At 37.6% G+C, this 16,431-nt stretch carries 12 protein-coding genes; 10 read left to right on the top strand and 2 right to left on the bottom strand.

The window, feature by feature from the left end; genetic code table 11:
• Positions 1-76: 76 nt before the first annotated feature.
• On the bottom strand, positions 77-1,453 hold the full coding sequence (locus ACRD69_RS07580; protein WP_430814478.1) for a sigma-54-dependent transcriptional regulator: 1,377 nt from the start codon (positions 1,451-1,453) through the stop codon (positions 77-79).
• Positions 1,454-1,831: 378 nt separating this feature from the next.
• On the opposite strand from ACRD69_RS07580, the gene ACRD69_RS07575 reads away from it, so the two are divergent.
• The 10 genes from ACRD69_RS07575 to ACRD69_RS07530 all read left to right on the top strand — a co-directional run bounded on the left by ACRD69_RS07575 (position 1,832) and on the right by ACRD69_RS07530 (position 13,138).
• On the top strand, positions 1,832-2,515 hold the full coding sequence (locus ACRD69_RS07575; RefSeq protein WP_430814477.1) for an ABC transporter ATP-binding protein: 684 nt from the start codon (positions 1,832-1,834) through the stop codon (positions 2,513-2,515).
• Positions 2,515-4,932 (top strand): ABC transporter permease, encoded by a 2,418-nt coding sequence (locus ACRD69_RS07570; RefSeq protein WP_430814476.1) that lies wholly within the window; start codon positions 2,515-2,517, stop codon positions 4,930-4,932. Before ACRD69_RS07575 ends, ACRD69_RS07570 begins: the two co-directional genes overlap by 1 nt.
• 172 nt (positions 4,933-5,104) lie before the next feature.
• Positions 5,105-8,086 (top strand): protein translocase subunit SecDF, encoded by a 2,982-nt coding sequence (secDF, locus tag ACRD69_RS07565; RefSeq protein ID WP_430814475.1) that lies wholly within the window; start codon positions 5,105-5,107, stop codon positions 8,084-8,086.
• A 101-nt stretch (positions 8,087-8,187) separates the two neighbouring features.
• Positions 8,188-8,574, top strand: a complete 387-nt coding sequence (locus ACRD69_RS07560; RefSeq protein WP_430814474.1) for a twin-arginine translocase TatA/TatE family subunit — start codon at positions 8,188-8,190, stop codon at positions 8,572-8,574.
• 10 nt (positions 8,575-8,584) lie between these two features.
• Complete coding sequence (locus ACRD69_RS07555) at positions 8,585-9,517, top strand: calcium/sodium antiporter (RefSeq protein WP_430814473.1); 933 nt, start codon at positions 8,585-8,587, stop codon at positions 9,515-9,517.
• 3 nt (positions 9,518-9,520) lie between these two features.
• A complete protein-coding gene (locus ACRD69_RS07550; protein WP_430814472.1) occupies positions 9,521-10,177 on the top strand; it encodes an ABC transporter ATP-binding protein in 657 nt (218 codons plus the stop codon).
• A gap of 2 nt (positions 10,178-10,179) precedes the next feature.
• Entirely contained in the window at positions 10,180-10,944 is a 765-nt protein-coding gene (locus ACRD69_RS07545; protein WP_430814471.1) for a TIGR02757 family protein, read from the top strand.
• A 2-nt stretch (positions 10,945-10,946) separates the two neighbouring features.
• A complete protein-coding gene (locus tag ACRD69_RS07540) occupies positions 10,947-11,666 on the top strand; it encodes a tRNA1(Val) (adenine(37)-N6)-methyltransferase (protein ID WP_430814470.1) in 720 nt (239 codons plus the stop codon).
• 169 nt (positions 11,667-11,835) lie between these two features.
• Positions 11,836-12,411, top strand: coding sequence for an RNA polymerase sigma factor (locus tag ACRD69_RS07535; protein WP_430814469.1), 576 nt, complete (start codon positions 11,836-11,838; stop codon positions 12,409-12,411).
• Positions 12,401-13,138 carry a hypothetical protein gene (locus tag ACRD69_RS07530; RefSeq protein WP_430814468.1) on the top strand — a complete coding sequence of 246 codons (738 nt, stop codon included), beginning with the start codon at positions 12,401-12,403 and terminating at the stop codon, positions 13,136-13,138. Before ACRD69_RS07535 ends, ACRD69_RS07530 begins: the two co-directional genes overlap by 11 nt.
• Here the strand turns inward: ACRD69_RS07530 and ACRD69_RS07525 are convergent.
• Positions 13,135-16,314, bottom strand: a complete 3,180-nt coding sequence (locus ACRD69_RS07525) for a CHAT domain-containing protein (protein WP_430814467.1) — start codon at positions 16,312-16,314, stop codon at positions 13,135-13,137. The two genes, ACRD69_RS07530 and ACRD69_RS07525, sit on opposite strands and share 4 nt — an antisense overlap.
• Positions 16,315-16,431 lie beyond the last annotated feature (117 nt).

Genomic DNA, 16,431 nt, shown 5'->3' with positions numbered 1-16,431 from the left:
AAAAAACAGATAGAAGAACGCAAAAATAGACCCTGCCAGTAGCAAGGTCCGTACAATAAAGTTTATTCTGAAGTTATTATAGACCATGCTTTTCAAGTCTTCTGTACAATGATGTTCTAGTTAAGCCCAGATCTGCAGCAGCTTTTGAAACATTCCCGCGGTTCATGCGAAGCACTTTCTCAATAATCTGCTTTTCAATATCCTCAAGGTTGTATGTGTCAAATTCAAAACCTTCTGATGAGGTTGGTAATGAGGAGAGTTGAAAGTCAGCCTCTTCCAGGTTAGGCGATTCACTCATGATTACCGTGCGCTCAAGTATGTGTTGAAACTCTCTTACGTTACCAGGCCATGGGTAGTTGGTCAGTTTCTTAATAACCTTTGCAGAGAGCTTATTGATTTTCTTCTTATATTTTTTTGAGAAAATATTTAAGAAATGTTCAGATAAAACCGGAATGTCCTCTGGACGTTCTCGTAAGGGAGGAAGTTCAATTTCAACAGTGTTGATACGATAAATTAAATCTTGACGATAACTGTCCTCTAGTGCCATCTGCTTCAAATTCATATTGGTGGCACAAATTAACCTGATATCAATAGGTTTTGACTTGTTGGCACCGACTCGCGTGACTTCTCTTCTTTCAAGTACTGTCAATAGTTTGGCTTGTAGTGGTAAAGACAAGTTGCCGATTTCATCCAGAAATATAGTTCCGTTTGAAGCCAGTTCAAAGCGTCCCGGACGATCGGCTTTCGCGTCGGTAAAAGCCCCTTTAACATGACCAAATAATTCACTTTCAAATAATGTTTCACTCAAGGCTCCAAGGTCAACGCTGATAAAACTTTCGTTATTTCTCAAAGAATGGCGATGTAAGGCCCGAGCAACAAGCTCTTTACCAGTTCCGTTTTCTCCAAGAATCAGGACATTGGCATCAGTGGCAGCAACTTTTTTAATAGTGTTAAAAACATTTTGCATGCCAGGTGAAACGCCAATGAAATCAGCAAAAGGCTGATCTAATATGGTATTTATTTCCTTTTGCTTACTCTTTAAATCCTTAACCTCATTACGTGATTGGCGAAGTTGAATCGCAGAATTAACAGTTGCCAGTAATTTTTCATTTTGCCAGGGCTTTAAAATAAAGTCTGTGGCTCCGGCACGCATCGCTTTAACTGATTTCTCAACATCACCATATGCTGTAATGAAAAGCACAACTGCCTGCGGGTCGATTTCTAAAATTTTTTCAAGCCAATGAAACCCTTCCTGACCACTAATTGCGTCCTTTGTGAAGTTCATATCCAAAAGGACAACGTCAAAAGAGTTCTCTGCCATTAATGCAGGAATTTTATTTGGATCAGTTGAGGTGCTGATATGCTCAACATGAGGTTTTAATAATAGTTTTAGCGCAAACAAGATGTCTGCATTGTCATCTATTGCAAGAATTCGTCCTGATTTCTTTGTCATTGTTTTGAGTTTTTCGCTACTAAATATACCATATTTAAGTTACAACTACAGTATGAATTGTTCGAAAGCGTACGGTTGATTTTGATTGTGATGCAACCAAAAAAAGTGCCGTTTTTGTAATTGCCTTGATTATAAGGCCTTAAGCCTTGTGGCATAGAAAGTGATGTTTGATTTAGCAAGATTTACATTAGTTTTGCAATGGAATCTTGAAGAGATTTGAGTGTAAGGTCCAGTTATTAAGATGATTATGTGGTGTTGGATTTGTGGGGATTTAAAACTGTGGCCTGTTGAACGGGGATATTTTAGTATATAATATATAAAAATAGATGTTCGGATTCGTACAGTGATGTTACGAAACCGTACATAATTTGATACAATATGATTCATGCCAGAAACTTAACAAAGGTACTTAGAAATGGAGCTATTGAGACTACCGTTTTGCAAAATGTTAATATTGACATTGAGCAAGGGGAGTATGTGGTTATTCTTGGACCATCAGGTAGTGGTAAAACTTCATTGATTAATACCATTGGTTTGATTGATAAGCCTACCTCCGGCGAGTTATTTTTCATGGGGCATGAAGTAAGTCGACTAAAAGAGAGACAAAGAAGTAACCTGAGACGCGGAGGCATTGGTTTTGTATTTCAAAACTTCGGCCTGATAGATGAACTTAATGTATATGAAAATATAGAGTTACCACTTCAGTATCTGAAGTATTCGAAGAAAGCCAGGCAAGTTAAAGTCAATGAAATCTTATCAAAGTTTCAGATTTCACACCTTAGGCAGTATTATCCCAGGCAATTGGCGTCATTACAAAAGCAATTGGTTGCCATTGGGCGAGCCATAATTACAAATCCAAATCTTATTATCGCTGATGAACCTACAGGGAACTTGTCTTCTGCCTGCGGAAACAAAGTGATGGATACACTTTCTTCTCTAAATGAAGAAGGTTATACCATTGTAATGGCAACACACTCGGCAACGGAAGCAGAGCGTGGTCAAAGAGTAGTGCAATTGTTTGATGGTCATGTTGTAACTGAAAATATAAAAAGTCGTTTGTAATGATGTTAAACCACCATATCAAGGTAGCGATACGTGGTATCCGAAGACAGGGAGCTTATGCTTTGCTGAATATCTTAGGATTGTCTGTTGGTTTGGTGTTGGGACTGTTTGTAATATTGTTGGTTAGGCACGAAATTAGTTATGATACATCTTTTACAGATAGTCAACGCATTTATCGTTTGGCTACAGAGGGCGTATTAGGAAATAACATAATTAAAACTGCAACTTCGCCTTTGCCACTGGGCGCCGTTGTTGAAAAAATAGATGAAGTTGAGCAAGTAGTTCGCTTTATCCCTGGCGCTATTAATGTAGTTCAGTACAATGATAAACGCTTCAATGAAGATGGTTTTATGTTCGCCGATCCGGACTTTTTTAAACTATTTGATGTTGAAATTCTAAGCGGTAATGCAGATACTGCACTTAAATTACCGCGGCATGTTGTAATCACAAAATCAATTGCGCGTAAGTATTTCCAGAATGAAAATCCGATTGGGCAATTTGTCGAACGTGAAGCAATTAGATATGAAATTGTCGGTGTGTGTGATGATTTGCCTGCTGCATCACATTTTTCATTTGGGTTTATCGCTTCCATTAGCACGATTGATGAGATCCTGTTAAAAAAAGGTGATTCCACCTACGTTAAGAATTGGAAAGAAGATTGGTTATATCTCAATTGTTATACTTATTTGAAGTTACAAAAAGGAGCCGAAACTGATGTGTTTATCAAGGAGGTGAATCAGGAAAAAGATAAGCTTCTTGTTCCTCAGGTTGAAAAGATCATGCAATCTGAACAATCAAGTGATAGCTTTGAGCTTGCTTTTTTTCCACAAAACATTCGGGACATACATTTTGAATCACATTTAGACAGTGAGTTAAGTAGTAACTCAAAGCCTATTTATATACAGCTGTTTATTTTTGTTGCCATTTTTGTGTTGTTAACAACCTGTATTAATTTCATGAATTTGACAACTGCTAAGTTGAAAATGAAGTACAGGGAGGTAGGCTACCGACAGTTGGTAGGAGCATCACGGGGGCAGCTAATAATGCAATTTTTAGTTGAGGCATTGATCTATGGGCTTGGCGCTACCTTTATCAGTATGGTGCTTTTAGAGATACTATTGCCATTCCTGAATGGATTTTTCGATCTAAACCTGAAGTTCAATTTCTTCAGAGGATGGGTCGATTTCTTTGGTATTCTGCTTGTTTTGTTGTTTGTTGGTCTACTTGCGGGTAGTTTTCCTGCGTTTTTCTTTTCAGGGCGAAAGCCTGAAAAACTAATATCCGGTGAGTATAATATAAGTAAGTCCGGATTTTTTGTCAGAGGCTTGTTGGTTACAAGTCAGTTTGCTGTTGCTATGTTTTTGGTTGTAGTTGCCAGTGCGATGTGGTGGCAGATAAATTTTATCAGGCAAAACGACCCTGGTTTTGATTCGGATAATATCATTGTTATTGAACGTGGACATGCTGTACGTAACGATATAAACGCATTTAAAACCGATGTTCTAAATGTTGAGGGTGTTCGGTATGTGGGTGCTAGTAGAAGTCTTCCGGGAGATGATTACTTCCCGGGAACGTTTAAACTTAGCAACGGAGGAGAAGATCATGTTTTAATGTTGTCTGTTAACTATGTCGATGACGATTATTTTAATGTGATGGGTATTCGTTTAAAAGCCGGGCGTTTTTTGAATAGTGAATTAGGCGATAGCTTGGGGGTTAATCTCAATGTTGCAGCTGTTAAAGAACTGAAGATGACTAAGCCCCTTGATGAAAAAATAGAAATATTTGGTAATGACGAGTGGGCTTTAAGTACTGTTGGGGTGGTGCAGGATTATAATTATGAGTCCTATTTTACACCTGTAAAGCCGCTGGCCTTGATTTTACTGCCGGAAAAAAAAGGCTTTGATTATGTTTTAATTAAGTATGAAGAAGGTGACAGGGTAGATATCCAGGCTATCAATGATATTTGGAATCAGTATTCAGAAGGGGCACCCTTTGTTTATTCCACATTAAACGAAAGAATTGACAAGTTATATGAGGAAGATGAGCGTATAGCTAAGATTATGTCTGTTTTTGCAATACTCTCTTTGTTCATTGCCATTCTTGGGGTTATTGCTCTTGTTGCTTTTATTATAGAATACAAATCAAATTCAATCGCGGTCAAAAATGTGATGGGAGCATCTCGACAATCTATCATGGGACAGGTATTTTCTATGTTCGGAGTGTATGTGATTGTTGGTGTGTTAGTTGCTTCTCTACCTGCCTACTGGGCCATTCAGGCATGGGGGCAGAGTTATGCATATTTTGATTTTGTAGGTGTGAGTACTTTTGTGTTATGGGCATTAACACTTATTGGGTTATCCTTTGTAGCTACATTTGTACAAACCTTTAGGGGAGCTTCTATACGACCTGTCAGTTAATGTTTCTTTCTGCCTGCTTCAATTCGTAATCATTTGCTAATAGATTATTAAAAGAATCTTTACGATTATCAATTTAACACTTCTTTTTACGTTCTGTATATGAAAAATTTCGATATATTTGCGCGACTATGACGTGAAGTTTGTCAAAACGAATAATAAAAATTATTAACAAATGCAGAACAAAGGAGCTATAAGACTTTTTGCCATTCTATTGGTATTAGTCAGCTTATATCAATTGATGTTTACATTCCAGACTCGTAGAGTGGAAAATGTGGCGAAAGAGATAGCAGGTGGCGACCCGGACAAAGAATTTGCCTACCTGGATTCGATTAAAAACGAGACGGTTTATAACTTTTTATGGGTAGCCCGTAAGTATACTTACCAAGAGTGTAAGGAACGCGAAATAAATTTCGGTCTTGACTTAAAAGGTGGAATGAACCTTATACTAGAAGTTAAGGTAGCAGACATCGTTAGAGCTCTTTCAAATTATAATACTGATGAAACATTTACTAAAGCTTTGAAAGCAGCTGAAGTAGCAGAGAAAAGTTCATCAAAGGATTTTATTACTTTATTTGGAGAAGCCTTTGCAGAGATCGATCCCAATGCTCAGTTAGCCACTATCTTTAATACTGTTGAACTAAAGGAACGGGTAAGTTATAATTCAACTAACGAGGAAGTTCTAAAGGTGATTCGTGAAGAGTCAACCAGTGCAATTGATAATGCATTTAATATTCTTCGCTCTCGTATTGATAGATTTGGTGTTACACAACCAAATATTCAGCGCCTTGAAAAAGCCGGTCGTGTATTGGTTGAATTGCCAGGTGTAACCGATCCGCAGCGTGTTCGAAAGTTATTGCAGGGAACAGCTAGCTTAGAATTCTGGGAAACTTATGAAAACTCTGAGTTATTTGAATATCTGGTACAGGCTGACACTAAAGTTCGTGAAATGGAAGCTGCAAAAGCTCCCGTTGAAGAAATAGCAACTGAAGAGGCTGTAGAAGAAACAACTGAAGAGTCAACGCTTGTTGATCAGCTGGCAGCTGATGCTGCAACTACTGATTCTTTAGAAGACGTAGGTGCAAAATCATTGTTTTCTTATTTGCAGCCAAATCACCCACAACAGCGTGGTCCTGTTGTAGGAATTGCTTTATCGCGCGATACGGCAGAAGTAAACTCATACTTGCAGAATCCATCAGTAAAGAGTCTCTTCCCAAAAGATGCTCGTTTCTTCTGGACTGTTAAGCCTATCGAAAAAGATTATTTAGTAAGCCGTTTCGGTGCTGACATCAACGAAAAAGAAACTGCCTTCCAATTGGTAGCTATTAAAGTGAGTACGCACGACGGTCGTCCTCCACTTGAAGGTGATGTTATTACTTCTGCACGAAGTCAAACTAACCAGCGTGGTCAATTTGAAGTAAGCATGAGCATGAATGCTGAAGGTGCTAAAACATGGTCACGATTAACAGGAGCAAATGTTGATCGTAGTATCGCTGTTGTTTTGGATGGCTTCGTATATAGTTTCCCTACAGTAAATCAGAAAATTGACGGAGGTCAGAGTCAGATTACAGGTAACTTCACTCCTGAAGAATCACAGGATTTGGCTAACATTTTAAAGTCAGGTAAACTTCCGGCACCAGCACGTATTGTTGAGGATACGGTAGTAGGTCCTTCACTTGGTCAGGAAGCTGTTGACAGTGGTTTAACATCATTTATCTGGGCATTTATTGTAGTACTGATCTACATGTTATTATACTATGGTATTAGAGCAGGTTGGGTTGCCGATTTCGCTTTGGTTGCAAACATGTTCTTCATTATGGGTGTATTGGCATCTTTTGGAGCTGTGTTGACTTTACCTGGTATTGCCGGTATTGTTCTGACCATTGGTATGTCAGTGGATGCTAACGTACTGATTTATGAACGTATTAAAGAAGAGTTGCGTTCAGGTAAAGGAATTCAACTGGCGATTAAAGATGGTTATAGAAATGCTTTCTCAGCCATCATTGATGCCAATGTTACAACCTTCCTGACAGGTCTTATCCTTTTCTTATTTGGAACAGGTCCTATTAAAGGTTTCGCAACTACATTGATGATCGGTATTGCAACTTCATTCTTCTCAGCAATCTTCATTACACGTTTGATCTTCGAACAAATGTTAAGTAAAAACAAAACATTGGTGTTCGATACTAAAGTGACGCGTAACTTATATAAGAATTTGCATGTGAAATTCTTAGAGAAGAAGAATATGTTCTTCATTATCTCTGCCATTGCAATTCTAGCATCTGTTGTTTCTTTAAGTACACTTGGTCTCAAACAAGGAATTGACTTTACTGGTGGACGTACATTTGTTGTGCGTTTTGACGAGCAGGTTTCTTCTGTCGACGTTCAAAAGGCTTTAACTGATGTATTTGAAGGAGCTCACGTTGAAGCAAAACAATTCGGTAATGAGGGTAATCAGGTGCGTATTGCAACTAACTACATGATTGAAGAAAACTCTGAGCAGATCGACAATAATGTAGAGTCTAAATTATACGAAGGCTTGAAGTCATTCATTAAGGGTAATGTTAGTCAGGATGAATTCTTAGCTGATTACCGGATGAGCTCGCAGAAAGTGGGACCAACCATTGCCAGTGACATTAAGAAAAATGCAGGACTTGCAATTGGTTTCAGTTTGATCGTTATATTCTTATATATCTTGATCCGTTTCCGTAATAAAGAGTTTGGTTATGGTGCAATTGCCGCACTTGTGCATGATGTACTGATCGTATTGGGTGTGTTCTCTATCACTTATTCGTTCATGCCATTCTCGATGGAAATTGACCAGTCATTTATTGCAGCTATCCTAACTGTAATTGGATACTCAATTAACGATACGGTAGTTGTATTTGACCGCATCCGTGAGTACTTTAAACTATATCCAAAACGTGCAAAAGATGAAGTAGTTGATGCTGCACTTAATTCAACAGTAAGTCGTACGGTAAATACTTCATTAACAACATTTGTTGTACTATTGGTAATTTTCCTTTTCGGAGGTGAAGTAATCCGTGGATTTGTATTTGCCTTGATGATTGGTGTACTTGTAGGTACCTATTCATCATTATTCATTGCAACTCCGGTAGCATTTAACTTCTTAAATAAGAAGTCAAAGAAGAAATAAATTCTTTATCATATAATGAGAAGCCCTGTAGTTGTTCTACAGGGCTTTTCTTTTATAAAGATGATGCTATTTTATTATCTTTGAATCTGAAAATTTCGATTATGGGTACAATTCTTTTTATTTCCGGAGGAGAGGTCATTATTGTTGTCCTTGTAGTTTTATTACTATTTGGAGCTAAGAGTATTCCTGATGTGGCTAGAATGCTCGGAAAAGGTATGAATGAGTTTAGGAGAGCATCGGATGAAATAAAGCGTGAATTCCGTGAAAATACCAGTGATATAACTGATGTGGTTAAAGAAACCAGACAAGAACTCAATCAGGAAGTATCTGCGGTGAATAAGGCAATTGAGGAAGAAACTGCTGAAATGAACCCATCTAATGAAAATGCTAAAGAGGAAATGCCTAATAAGGATTCCCAAAAAGATAGTGATATACCTCCAACATCACCTGATGGACCGATTTCAAGAGAGGATTCTATAGATTCATAAATAAATTAATATGCCCCCAATTTTATTTTTATTAGCCGGATTTGTGCTGTTGTTTTTTAGTGGTGACTGGCTGGTAAAGTCAAGTGTGCAATTGGCGCGCCATTTTAAAGTCTCTACTTTAGTTATTGGTATAACAGTGGTGGCTTTTGGTACATCAGCGCCAGAGCTTTTAGTAAGTTTACGTGCTGTTTTTGATGGTGCAGCTGATATTTCTGTGGGTAATGTTGTAGGTTCAAACATTGCCAATATAGCCTTAGTCCTTGGACTGGTCTCTATTGTATATCCGGTCAAAGTGAAAAAGAAGGCAGTCTGGCTTGATTGGCTTGTCATGATGGTTGCTACTGTCGGGTTAATATGGGCAAGTGAGAACCTGATTCTTAGTACAGTCGAAGGAATTATATTTCTTGTTCTACTGGGTATCTACATTGTTTGGGCGGTTTATAGTAGTCGAAAACAAAGTAAAAACGAAGAAAAGATTGAAGCGCCATCTATGGCTCTGTGGAAGACATTGTTATTATTTTTACTTGCAGCCGCAGGCCTTTATTTTGGTGCTGACTGGCTCGTTATTGGAGCTAAAGATATCGCAATTAACCTGGGGGTTAGTGAACGTGTAATTGGAATTTCTGTTGTCGCATTGGGAACCAGTGTTCCCGAATTAGCTACATCATTAGTTGCAGCTATTAAAAAAGAATCTGATATATCTATCGGTAATATCATCGGATCAAATATTTTTAATATTTGGGCGGTCTTAGGCGTTACATCAGTAATTAAGCCTGTGAGTGTTAATGCTTCAATGGTCAATACAGATTACTGGTGGATGTTTGCAATTGCCATATTGCTCTTTTTAACAATACTACCTCTTTCAAAGGGTGTTGTAACGCGATGGAAAGGTGCTATTCTGCTGAGTGTTTATGTTTTATATATTTACCTGTTATTTGTTTAGCGTATGATTAAGTGCGAGCAAATCCGAAAAAGCTATGGCGACCTTGAGGTTCTGAAAGGTATTGATTTAAATATTAATGCCGGAGAAGTAGTATCAATTGTTGGAGCCAGTGGTGCTGGTAAAACAACCTTGCTGCAAATATTAGGTACATTAGATAAACCGTCGTCAGGAGAGGTATTTCTTGATGGGGTGAATTTAAGCACCTTGTCAGGGAAGCAGTTGTCAAGGTTTAGAAACACAAAAATTGGCTTTGTATTTCAATTTCATCAACTCTTGCCTGAATTCAACGCACTTGAAAATGCGATGTTGCCAGCACTAATTAACGGACAGTCCAAATCTAATGCCGAAGAGAGTGCCAGGGAATTGCTTTCTTTCTTAAGCCTTGACCATCGTTTAGATCACAAACCGGCAGAGTTAAGCGGCGGCGAAAAGCAGAGAGTTGCTGTAGCCAGAGCTTTAATAAATAAACCCGCTGTTGTTTTTGCCGACGAACCATCAGGTAATCTTGATTCACATAGCCAGGAAGAATTACAAAAGCTGTTTTTTGAATTGCGGGAAGCTTTTAATCAGACATTCGTAATTGTTACACATGACTATCATTTAGCTAAAATGTGCGACCGGATGATTGAAATAAAGGATGGATTGATTTTTAATTCATAAGGATGGATTTCAAAGAATTAAAGGCTTTTCTGGATGAAAAGGTTGACAAATATAACAGACCTGATTTCATTGACAATGACCCTGTTTCAATACCACACCTTTTTAGTCGGAAACAAGATATCGAGATCGCCGGATTTCTTTCAGCTACTATAGCCTGGGGCAGGCGAGACTTAATTATAAAAAGTGCGAAACAATTAATGAGTCTCCTGGAGCATGAACCATATGAGTTTCTGATAAATGCGGCTCAGTCCGATTGGAACCGCTTTGAGGCATTTTACTATCGTACGTTTTCATCTATTGATTGTTTGTACTTTCTGCGTGCATTAAAGAAAATATACACACAGTATGGAGGTCTGGAAGAGGTTTTTGCAAAGGGTTATAAGAATAACGATATTAAACCGGCATTAACTCACTTTCGGGATACTTTTCTCAGTTTTGACTCACCGCAAAGAACTCATAAACATGTTGCGAACATATTAAAAGGTGCATCGGCTAAACGAATAAACATGTATTTAAGATGGATGGTTCGTAAGGATGAAAAAGGTGTTGATTTTGGGCTGTGGAGTAACATTGCTCAATCTGATCTGCTACTTCCGTTAGATGTTCATACCGGCAATGTTTCAAGGCAGCTTGGCCTGTTGAAACGTAAGCAAAATGACATGAAGGCTGTCGATGAAGTGATGCAATCGTTAAGAATGTTTGATAAGCAAGATCCGGTTAAATATGATTTTGCCTTGTTTAGTCTAGGTGTCAATGAAAAGTTCTAACGATGGCAAACTCATATTTTAAATTCAAGCAATTTGTAGTTCACCAGGATAAAGCAGCTATGAAAGTTGGAACGGATGGCGTTTTATTAGGAGCCTGGGTCAACGTTGGTAATGCAGTTAATTTTCTCGATGTAGGAACAGGAACAGGCTTGATAGCTCTGATGTTGGCTCAGCGTAACTCCAATGCTTGTGTCACTGCAATTGATATAGATAAGGACGCGGTTAGCCAGGCATCCGATAATTTTGCTTTTTCTGACTGGACAGAACGACTAAAGATTGTGCACAATCCTCTTCAGGAGTTTGCTGAAAATAATATGGAGAAGTTTGATCATGTTGTTTGTAACCCTCCTTTTTTCAATAATGCTTATAAAAGTGTTAATCATTCCCGGAACTTGGCTCGTCACACAGAATCTTTATCATTCGAAGACCTGATTGCCAACGCCGGCCGGGTAAGCAATTCGCATGGCAAATTGTCGGTAGTCTTGCCTTTTGATGCAGAAAGAGTATTCATCGAAATCGCAGAAAAATACAGTTATACTCCGAGTCGCATTACGCGAGTCAGACCTACTCCTCATAAAGATTATGTTCGAACGCTTATCGAATTGTCGAAAGATGCAGCAGATGGTATTGTTACAAATGAAATTGTGATCGAAGACAAAGGACGGCATGGCTATTCCGACGATTACATTGCACTTACAAAAACATTTTATTTAAAAATGTGACGAAATAGTCCGAATATTTTGTAACATATTATTTAATTTCTAAGTAAAAAAATACGTATATTTTATCATTAAATCACCTGAACGGTGATCGTTGGGCTTGGCTTGGCTGCTTGTGGAAGAAATGATAATTAAATTAAAATCACTATTTTAGTGACGGAAAACGATGATGATGTCAAGAAGAAAGTACACCGATAAAGAATTGTTAGAAGCGGTCTATTCAAGGGATAGTAAGGTTATTAAATATATTATGCAACTTGTTTGGAGTCCGGTTCGATCAATTATTACCGATAATAGTGGAACCAACGAAGATGCTATGCAGATAATGCAGGATGCATTTGTTGCTATCTACTCGAAACAAGAAAAACCAATTCTTGTTGCTACATTCACTACTTATTTTATCTCGGTTTGTAAAAACCTTTGGTTATATGAGCTGAGAAAAAGGAAGGGAGCTCCTGTGTATCAGGTGCTGAATGATGAAATACCAGAATTGGAGAGTGAAGTTCATGAAAAAGAATTATTTGAGAAACGTCGTCAGTTGTATCTCAAGTATTATAACAAAATTCAGAAGGTTTGCCAGGATGTGTTGAGACTTGTAGCCATTGGTTTTACCAATGAGCATATAACTACAGAATTGGCGTTTAGCTCTGTGGCTTATACTAAAAACAGAAAGTCGATGTGCAACAAAAAGTTGATGGAGATGATTAAGGCAGACCCTGAATATAAAGATTTAAAGTATGGATTATAATAAGAAGATATTAGAGTTTTTTACCAATGAGTTATCTCCCGAAGAACGTCAGGAGGTGAAACTGGAAATGGCCAATAATCCGGATTTTAATGAGGATATGAAGCTACAACAAGAGATACTTTATACTGTAGCTAATCATAAGAATGAAGACCTCGAATTTAGGAAACAGCTGGAAGAGATAAGTGAGGAGTTTCTGGCGGAAGAAGAGAAACGAAATAATCCCTTCAAAATGAATTATTGGCTGGCTGCAGCTTCGGTTATTGTTGTAATAGGTCTTGGCAGCTATCTGGGCTTACTTAAAGATAACAGTTATACGGGTGCACAGGCTTTTGTAGAATATTATACCCCATATGGAGCTGATATGACGGTTCGTGGAGGTGAGCAGTCAACTCTTTTTGATGTGGCATTAAAACAATATCAGGCTGGTGATATGAATGCAGCTATTGGTTCTTTTAATGAGTTAGGCGAGGAAAATGAAGAACTGGCAGGCTTTTTTACAGCATTGTGTTACTTGGAAATGGGTGATATTGAAAAAGCTAAGCTGCAACTTCAGTCAACTCAGGAAATAGCTATATTTTACGAGGAACAGATAAAATGGTATATGGCACTGTGTCACCTTAAACTTGAAGAATTTGATAAGGCAGAATTGCTATTGACCCAATTACAAACAAGCGGCAATAAATATTCAACACAAGCTGAAGAAGTGCTTGATAAGATGGATTTTTAGGATCGACGCCTATCGTAAAAGAAAAATAATATAACCGATATAATGGCAAATGCTAAAAGGTAAACAAATAAACCTTTTGGCATTTGTTGTTTTAATGCGCTTGTGTTACCTGCCAGCACATAATTGGCCCAATAGTAAGGATGCGACTTAACACCATCGGCATTAGCCAGGTAGTTTAGCTTGCTGGCTTGCAATGCTTTGTTCTTATCCAGCCCAATCTCAAGGTTTCTATAAAATTCTTCAACGATATTTGCACCGCTTTTGTCATTAACAGGCCAAAGTGTCATCACCTGAGCGTCAACACCTGAGTAGGTAAAGGCACGCGCTATACTTAGCAGACCTTCGCCTTTTTGTTTATGGCCACGTCCTGTACTGCATGAACTGAGAACAGCTAATGGTGATTTAATGTTATAGTTGTAAATTTCACCCGCAGTAAAACTGCCCGGAACACTATCGGTAGAAGCGAAGACCAATTGGGAATTGAAAGGTTGTACTTCGTCGTTTAATGAGTGCATTGACAAGTGCAGAACATGATTATCCTGCATTGATGCAATAAAGTTATTTCTATTGGCTTCCTGGTTTGTAAAAGATTGAGTATTGTATAACTTCTCAATGGATGCGATTTCCTCCCGGGCGCCTTGTAATGGCATTAAGAGTGAATCAAGAAAAAGGCTTGTGCTTAAATGGATGGAATCACCGGATTTACTGCCGCTGTAGTCCGGTGCAAAAGCAAGGACTTTATTAAACGGAATTGGTTTGGAGCTGTAATTACTTAATAATGCTGTGTTGTATGAATAGCTGATTGTTTGTTTTTTTATTAGCCAGGGGTAATCACTAAACTTAGGTTTATCTGATGAAACATCTTCAGTTAAGAGCACTTCAAAAGGCAGATAGGACAGTTCACCATGGGGAACTATTATTAGTTCTTTATCAGTAACCATATGCTCTAAACCATTAAGGAGCTTTTTGTATAGTTCATAAGATGCTGCCGCAAATTGCTGGATATGTTCTTTAGATGATTGTCCGATAAATGGCGTTGATACTTCCTTTGTTACAAACGCAATACACTCTTTTAAGGTACGATCAGTTTTAATAACATCACATTGAATAGACGATGTGCTAATGGCAAAGCGGAATATCTCTGAATCGGTCTGATAATAATCTACGATTACCTGATCCTTGCCCAATCGTTCCTGTATTTGCTCAATGGATAAGAAAGGGGCACGGGCTTTTTCCTCACTATATTCAGGGTAGCTGTCTTTTATTAGTGCATTTATACTATCAATGCTTGCCATGCTTCTGGTCATATGGGAGCTTAAAGATGCTACCAGGCTACTATCAATGGTCGATGAAAAAAAGGTGTCGTTATAGCGCTTCTCGTAACGGTCGTATTGTTTTTTATAGGTATTTAATTCGTTTATCATCTCCAGTGGTACGCCGGAATTAAGTTTGTATTTCTTTTCATTGATGCCTTGCATTAAGGCATAAGCTTTTCCCTTTTGGATGTATTCAAAAGCCTTATGTAAATAGGCAGTATCTCCCGTAGCTTCAAACAGGTCCATTGTCACCTTAGCGCTCTGCTCAGTAAAGTTAAAATACCATTCTCCTGCAATTCTCCTGTCTCTGTCGTAGTTTTGCTTACCTCGTAATATCTCTATGCTTTTACCAGCTTCATCTATATAAAGCATAGCTTCTTCAAGATGTGCTACTTCTCCACTTTGGTGGTATTGACTGTTTAGGTTTTCTGCCAGGATAATATTAATCTTTCTATATAGTTCTCCTATTTTACTACTTTGAATGGAAGAGGATTTATCCTGGAGAGGTGGGTATTTGTTCAACATGGCGTTGTTGGCTTCATTAAGCAGTTTATAGGCTTTATGATAGTCCTTTAGTTTCTGGTAACAGAGTGCTTTCTCATACTTGTTGTCCCAAACTAGTATGGCAGTGTAGTTGCTATCAGAACGCATAATGTGACTCACATTCTCTAAATGGTAAAGACACTGGTTATATTGCTCTAATTCATAATATGCTAAGGCAATACGGTTCTCAAAAGAGTTATTATATGCAAGGTTGAATTGATTATAGATGCAGTTTTTTGCAGAATCAATATAGGCAAAGGCTGCTTCGTCTTCGTATATTTTTGCCAAATAATGCCCAGTGTATAAATATGCTTCAGTAAGTTGAACCCGTTTACGCTCTTTACAGTCTCTAATATCTTCTTTGAAATAATAAAGCATTTTGTCATACTGTTGAAGTTCGTAATAACAGCGGGCTAAATAATTGTATGCAGCATGACGATTATAATTTGAAGTATTATATTTATGTGACAAGGAGAGAACCTGAGTGGCATATAAAATTGAGTTTGTATAATTTTTCTGAAGGTAATAGTGATAGGCTAATGTGTTAAGCAAACTTGTATAATCTTTTAAATAATACTCATTTTTACCTTCATAAAACAATAATAATTCTTTGATGTATTTCCGTGTCTTTTCCTCCATACCCATCATAAACAAGAGGTCGATATAATTGTGGTATAAAGCATGATTATTTACATTTATGTTCTTGTTGAATGGTAGTGAAAGTGCTTCCTGAAAAACACGATAGGCTTTTTCGTATTGCTTATATTTATTAAATAGTGTGGCTGTGTATGTTTCCACTGAAAGATTATAATTCTCAAAATTAGAGTTGTTTAGTAAGGATTTCTTTTCTAACTCAAATGACTTTGTTAAATACTCCAGTCGTTTAATGTGTTTTCCTTCCGTTTGATAAAGTAGTGCGAGGTTATGGTAAATTTTTGCTTTGACGGAATCATTTAATAGTAAAGTGTTATTTTCCTGTAAAAGCGAATTTAATATTGTCTTCGCTTGTTTGTGCTTATCTACTGTAATTGAAAAAATACCTTTATATAAACGAACAAAATCATGGAATAAGGGAGTGCCTGATTGTTGTTCCAATTTAATGAGAAAGTTATAGGCTGCATTATAGCCACTTGAATAAATAATTGAACGAATCGTTTTATACAATAATCGATACTGTTCATCACATTCTGGTCTGATATTAGTATCTATTAAAATTCTTGCGCCAATTTCGGCTGCTTTTTCAAAGTTTTCATCCGAATAATACTTCGTAAATAATATTATGTTGCCATCTGTTTCGCTTGAATAACTTTTTTTCACATTGCATAATGTGCACAATAACAGTAGTATAAGTAGTTTTTTGCTCATTAATTCTAAAAAAAGTTCAAAAAAAGGTGTTACGCTTCCCGATTCCTGCAATTAACCTATAGAAACCAT

This window comes from Carboxylicivirga agarovorans (genome assembly GCF_050589845.1).
GTDB classification, from domain to species: Bacteria; Bacteroidota; Bacteroidia; order Bacteroidales; family Marinilabiliaceae; genus Carboxylicivirga; species Carboxylicivirga agarovorans.
The sequence above is the reverse complement of the archived record's forward strand: the minus strand, read 5'-3'. Positions and strand labels throughout refer to the sequence as shown.

Coding starts and splice junctions, on each gene's coding strand:
- ACRD69_RS07580 (WP_430814478.1), bottom strand. CDS start 1,453: ATGACAAAGAAATCAGGACGAATTCTTGCAATAGATGACAATGCAGAC.
- ACRD69_RS07575 (WP_430814477.1), top strand. CDS start 1,832: ATGATTCATGCCAGAAACTTAACAAAGGTACTTAGAAATGGAGCTATT.
- ACRD69_RS07570 (WP_430814476.1), top strand. CDS start 2,515: ATGATGTTAAACCACCATATCAAGGTAGCGATACGTGGTATCCGAAGA.
- secDF (WP_430814475.1), top strand. CDS start 5,105: ATGCAGAACAAAGGAGCTATAAGACTTTTTGCCATTCTATTGGTATTA.
- ACRD69_RS07560 (WP_430814474.1), top strand. CDS start 8,188: ATGGGTACAATTCTTTTTATTTCCGGAGGAGAGGTCATTATTGTTGTC.
- ACRD69_RS07555 (WP_430814473.1), top strand. CDS start 8,585: ATGCCCCCAATTTTATTTTTATTAGCCGGATTTGTGCTGTTGTTTTTT.
- ACRD69_RS07550 (WP_430814472.1), top strand. CDS start 9,521: ATGATTAAGTGCGAGCAAATCCGAAAAAGCTATGGCGACCTTGAGGTT.
- ACRD69_RS07545 (WP_430814471.1), top strand. CDS start 10,180: ATGGATTTCAAAGAATTAAAGGCTTTTCTGGATGAAAAGGTTGACAAA.
- ACRD69_RS07540 (WP_430814470.1), top strand. CDS start 10,947: ATGGCAAACTCATATTTTAAATTCAAGCAATTTGTAGTTCACCAGGAT.
- ACRD69_RS07535 (WP_430814469.1), top strand. CDS start 11,836: ATGTCAAGAAGAAAGTACACCGATAAAGAATTGTTAGAAGCGGTCTAT.
- ACRD69_RS07530 (WP_430814468.1), top strand. CDS start 12,401: ATGGATTATAATAAGAAGATATTAGAGTTTTTTACCAATGAGTTATCT.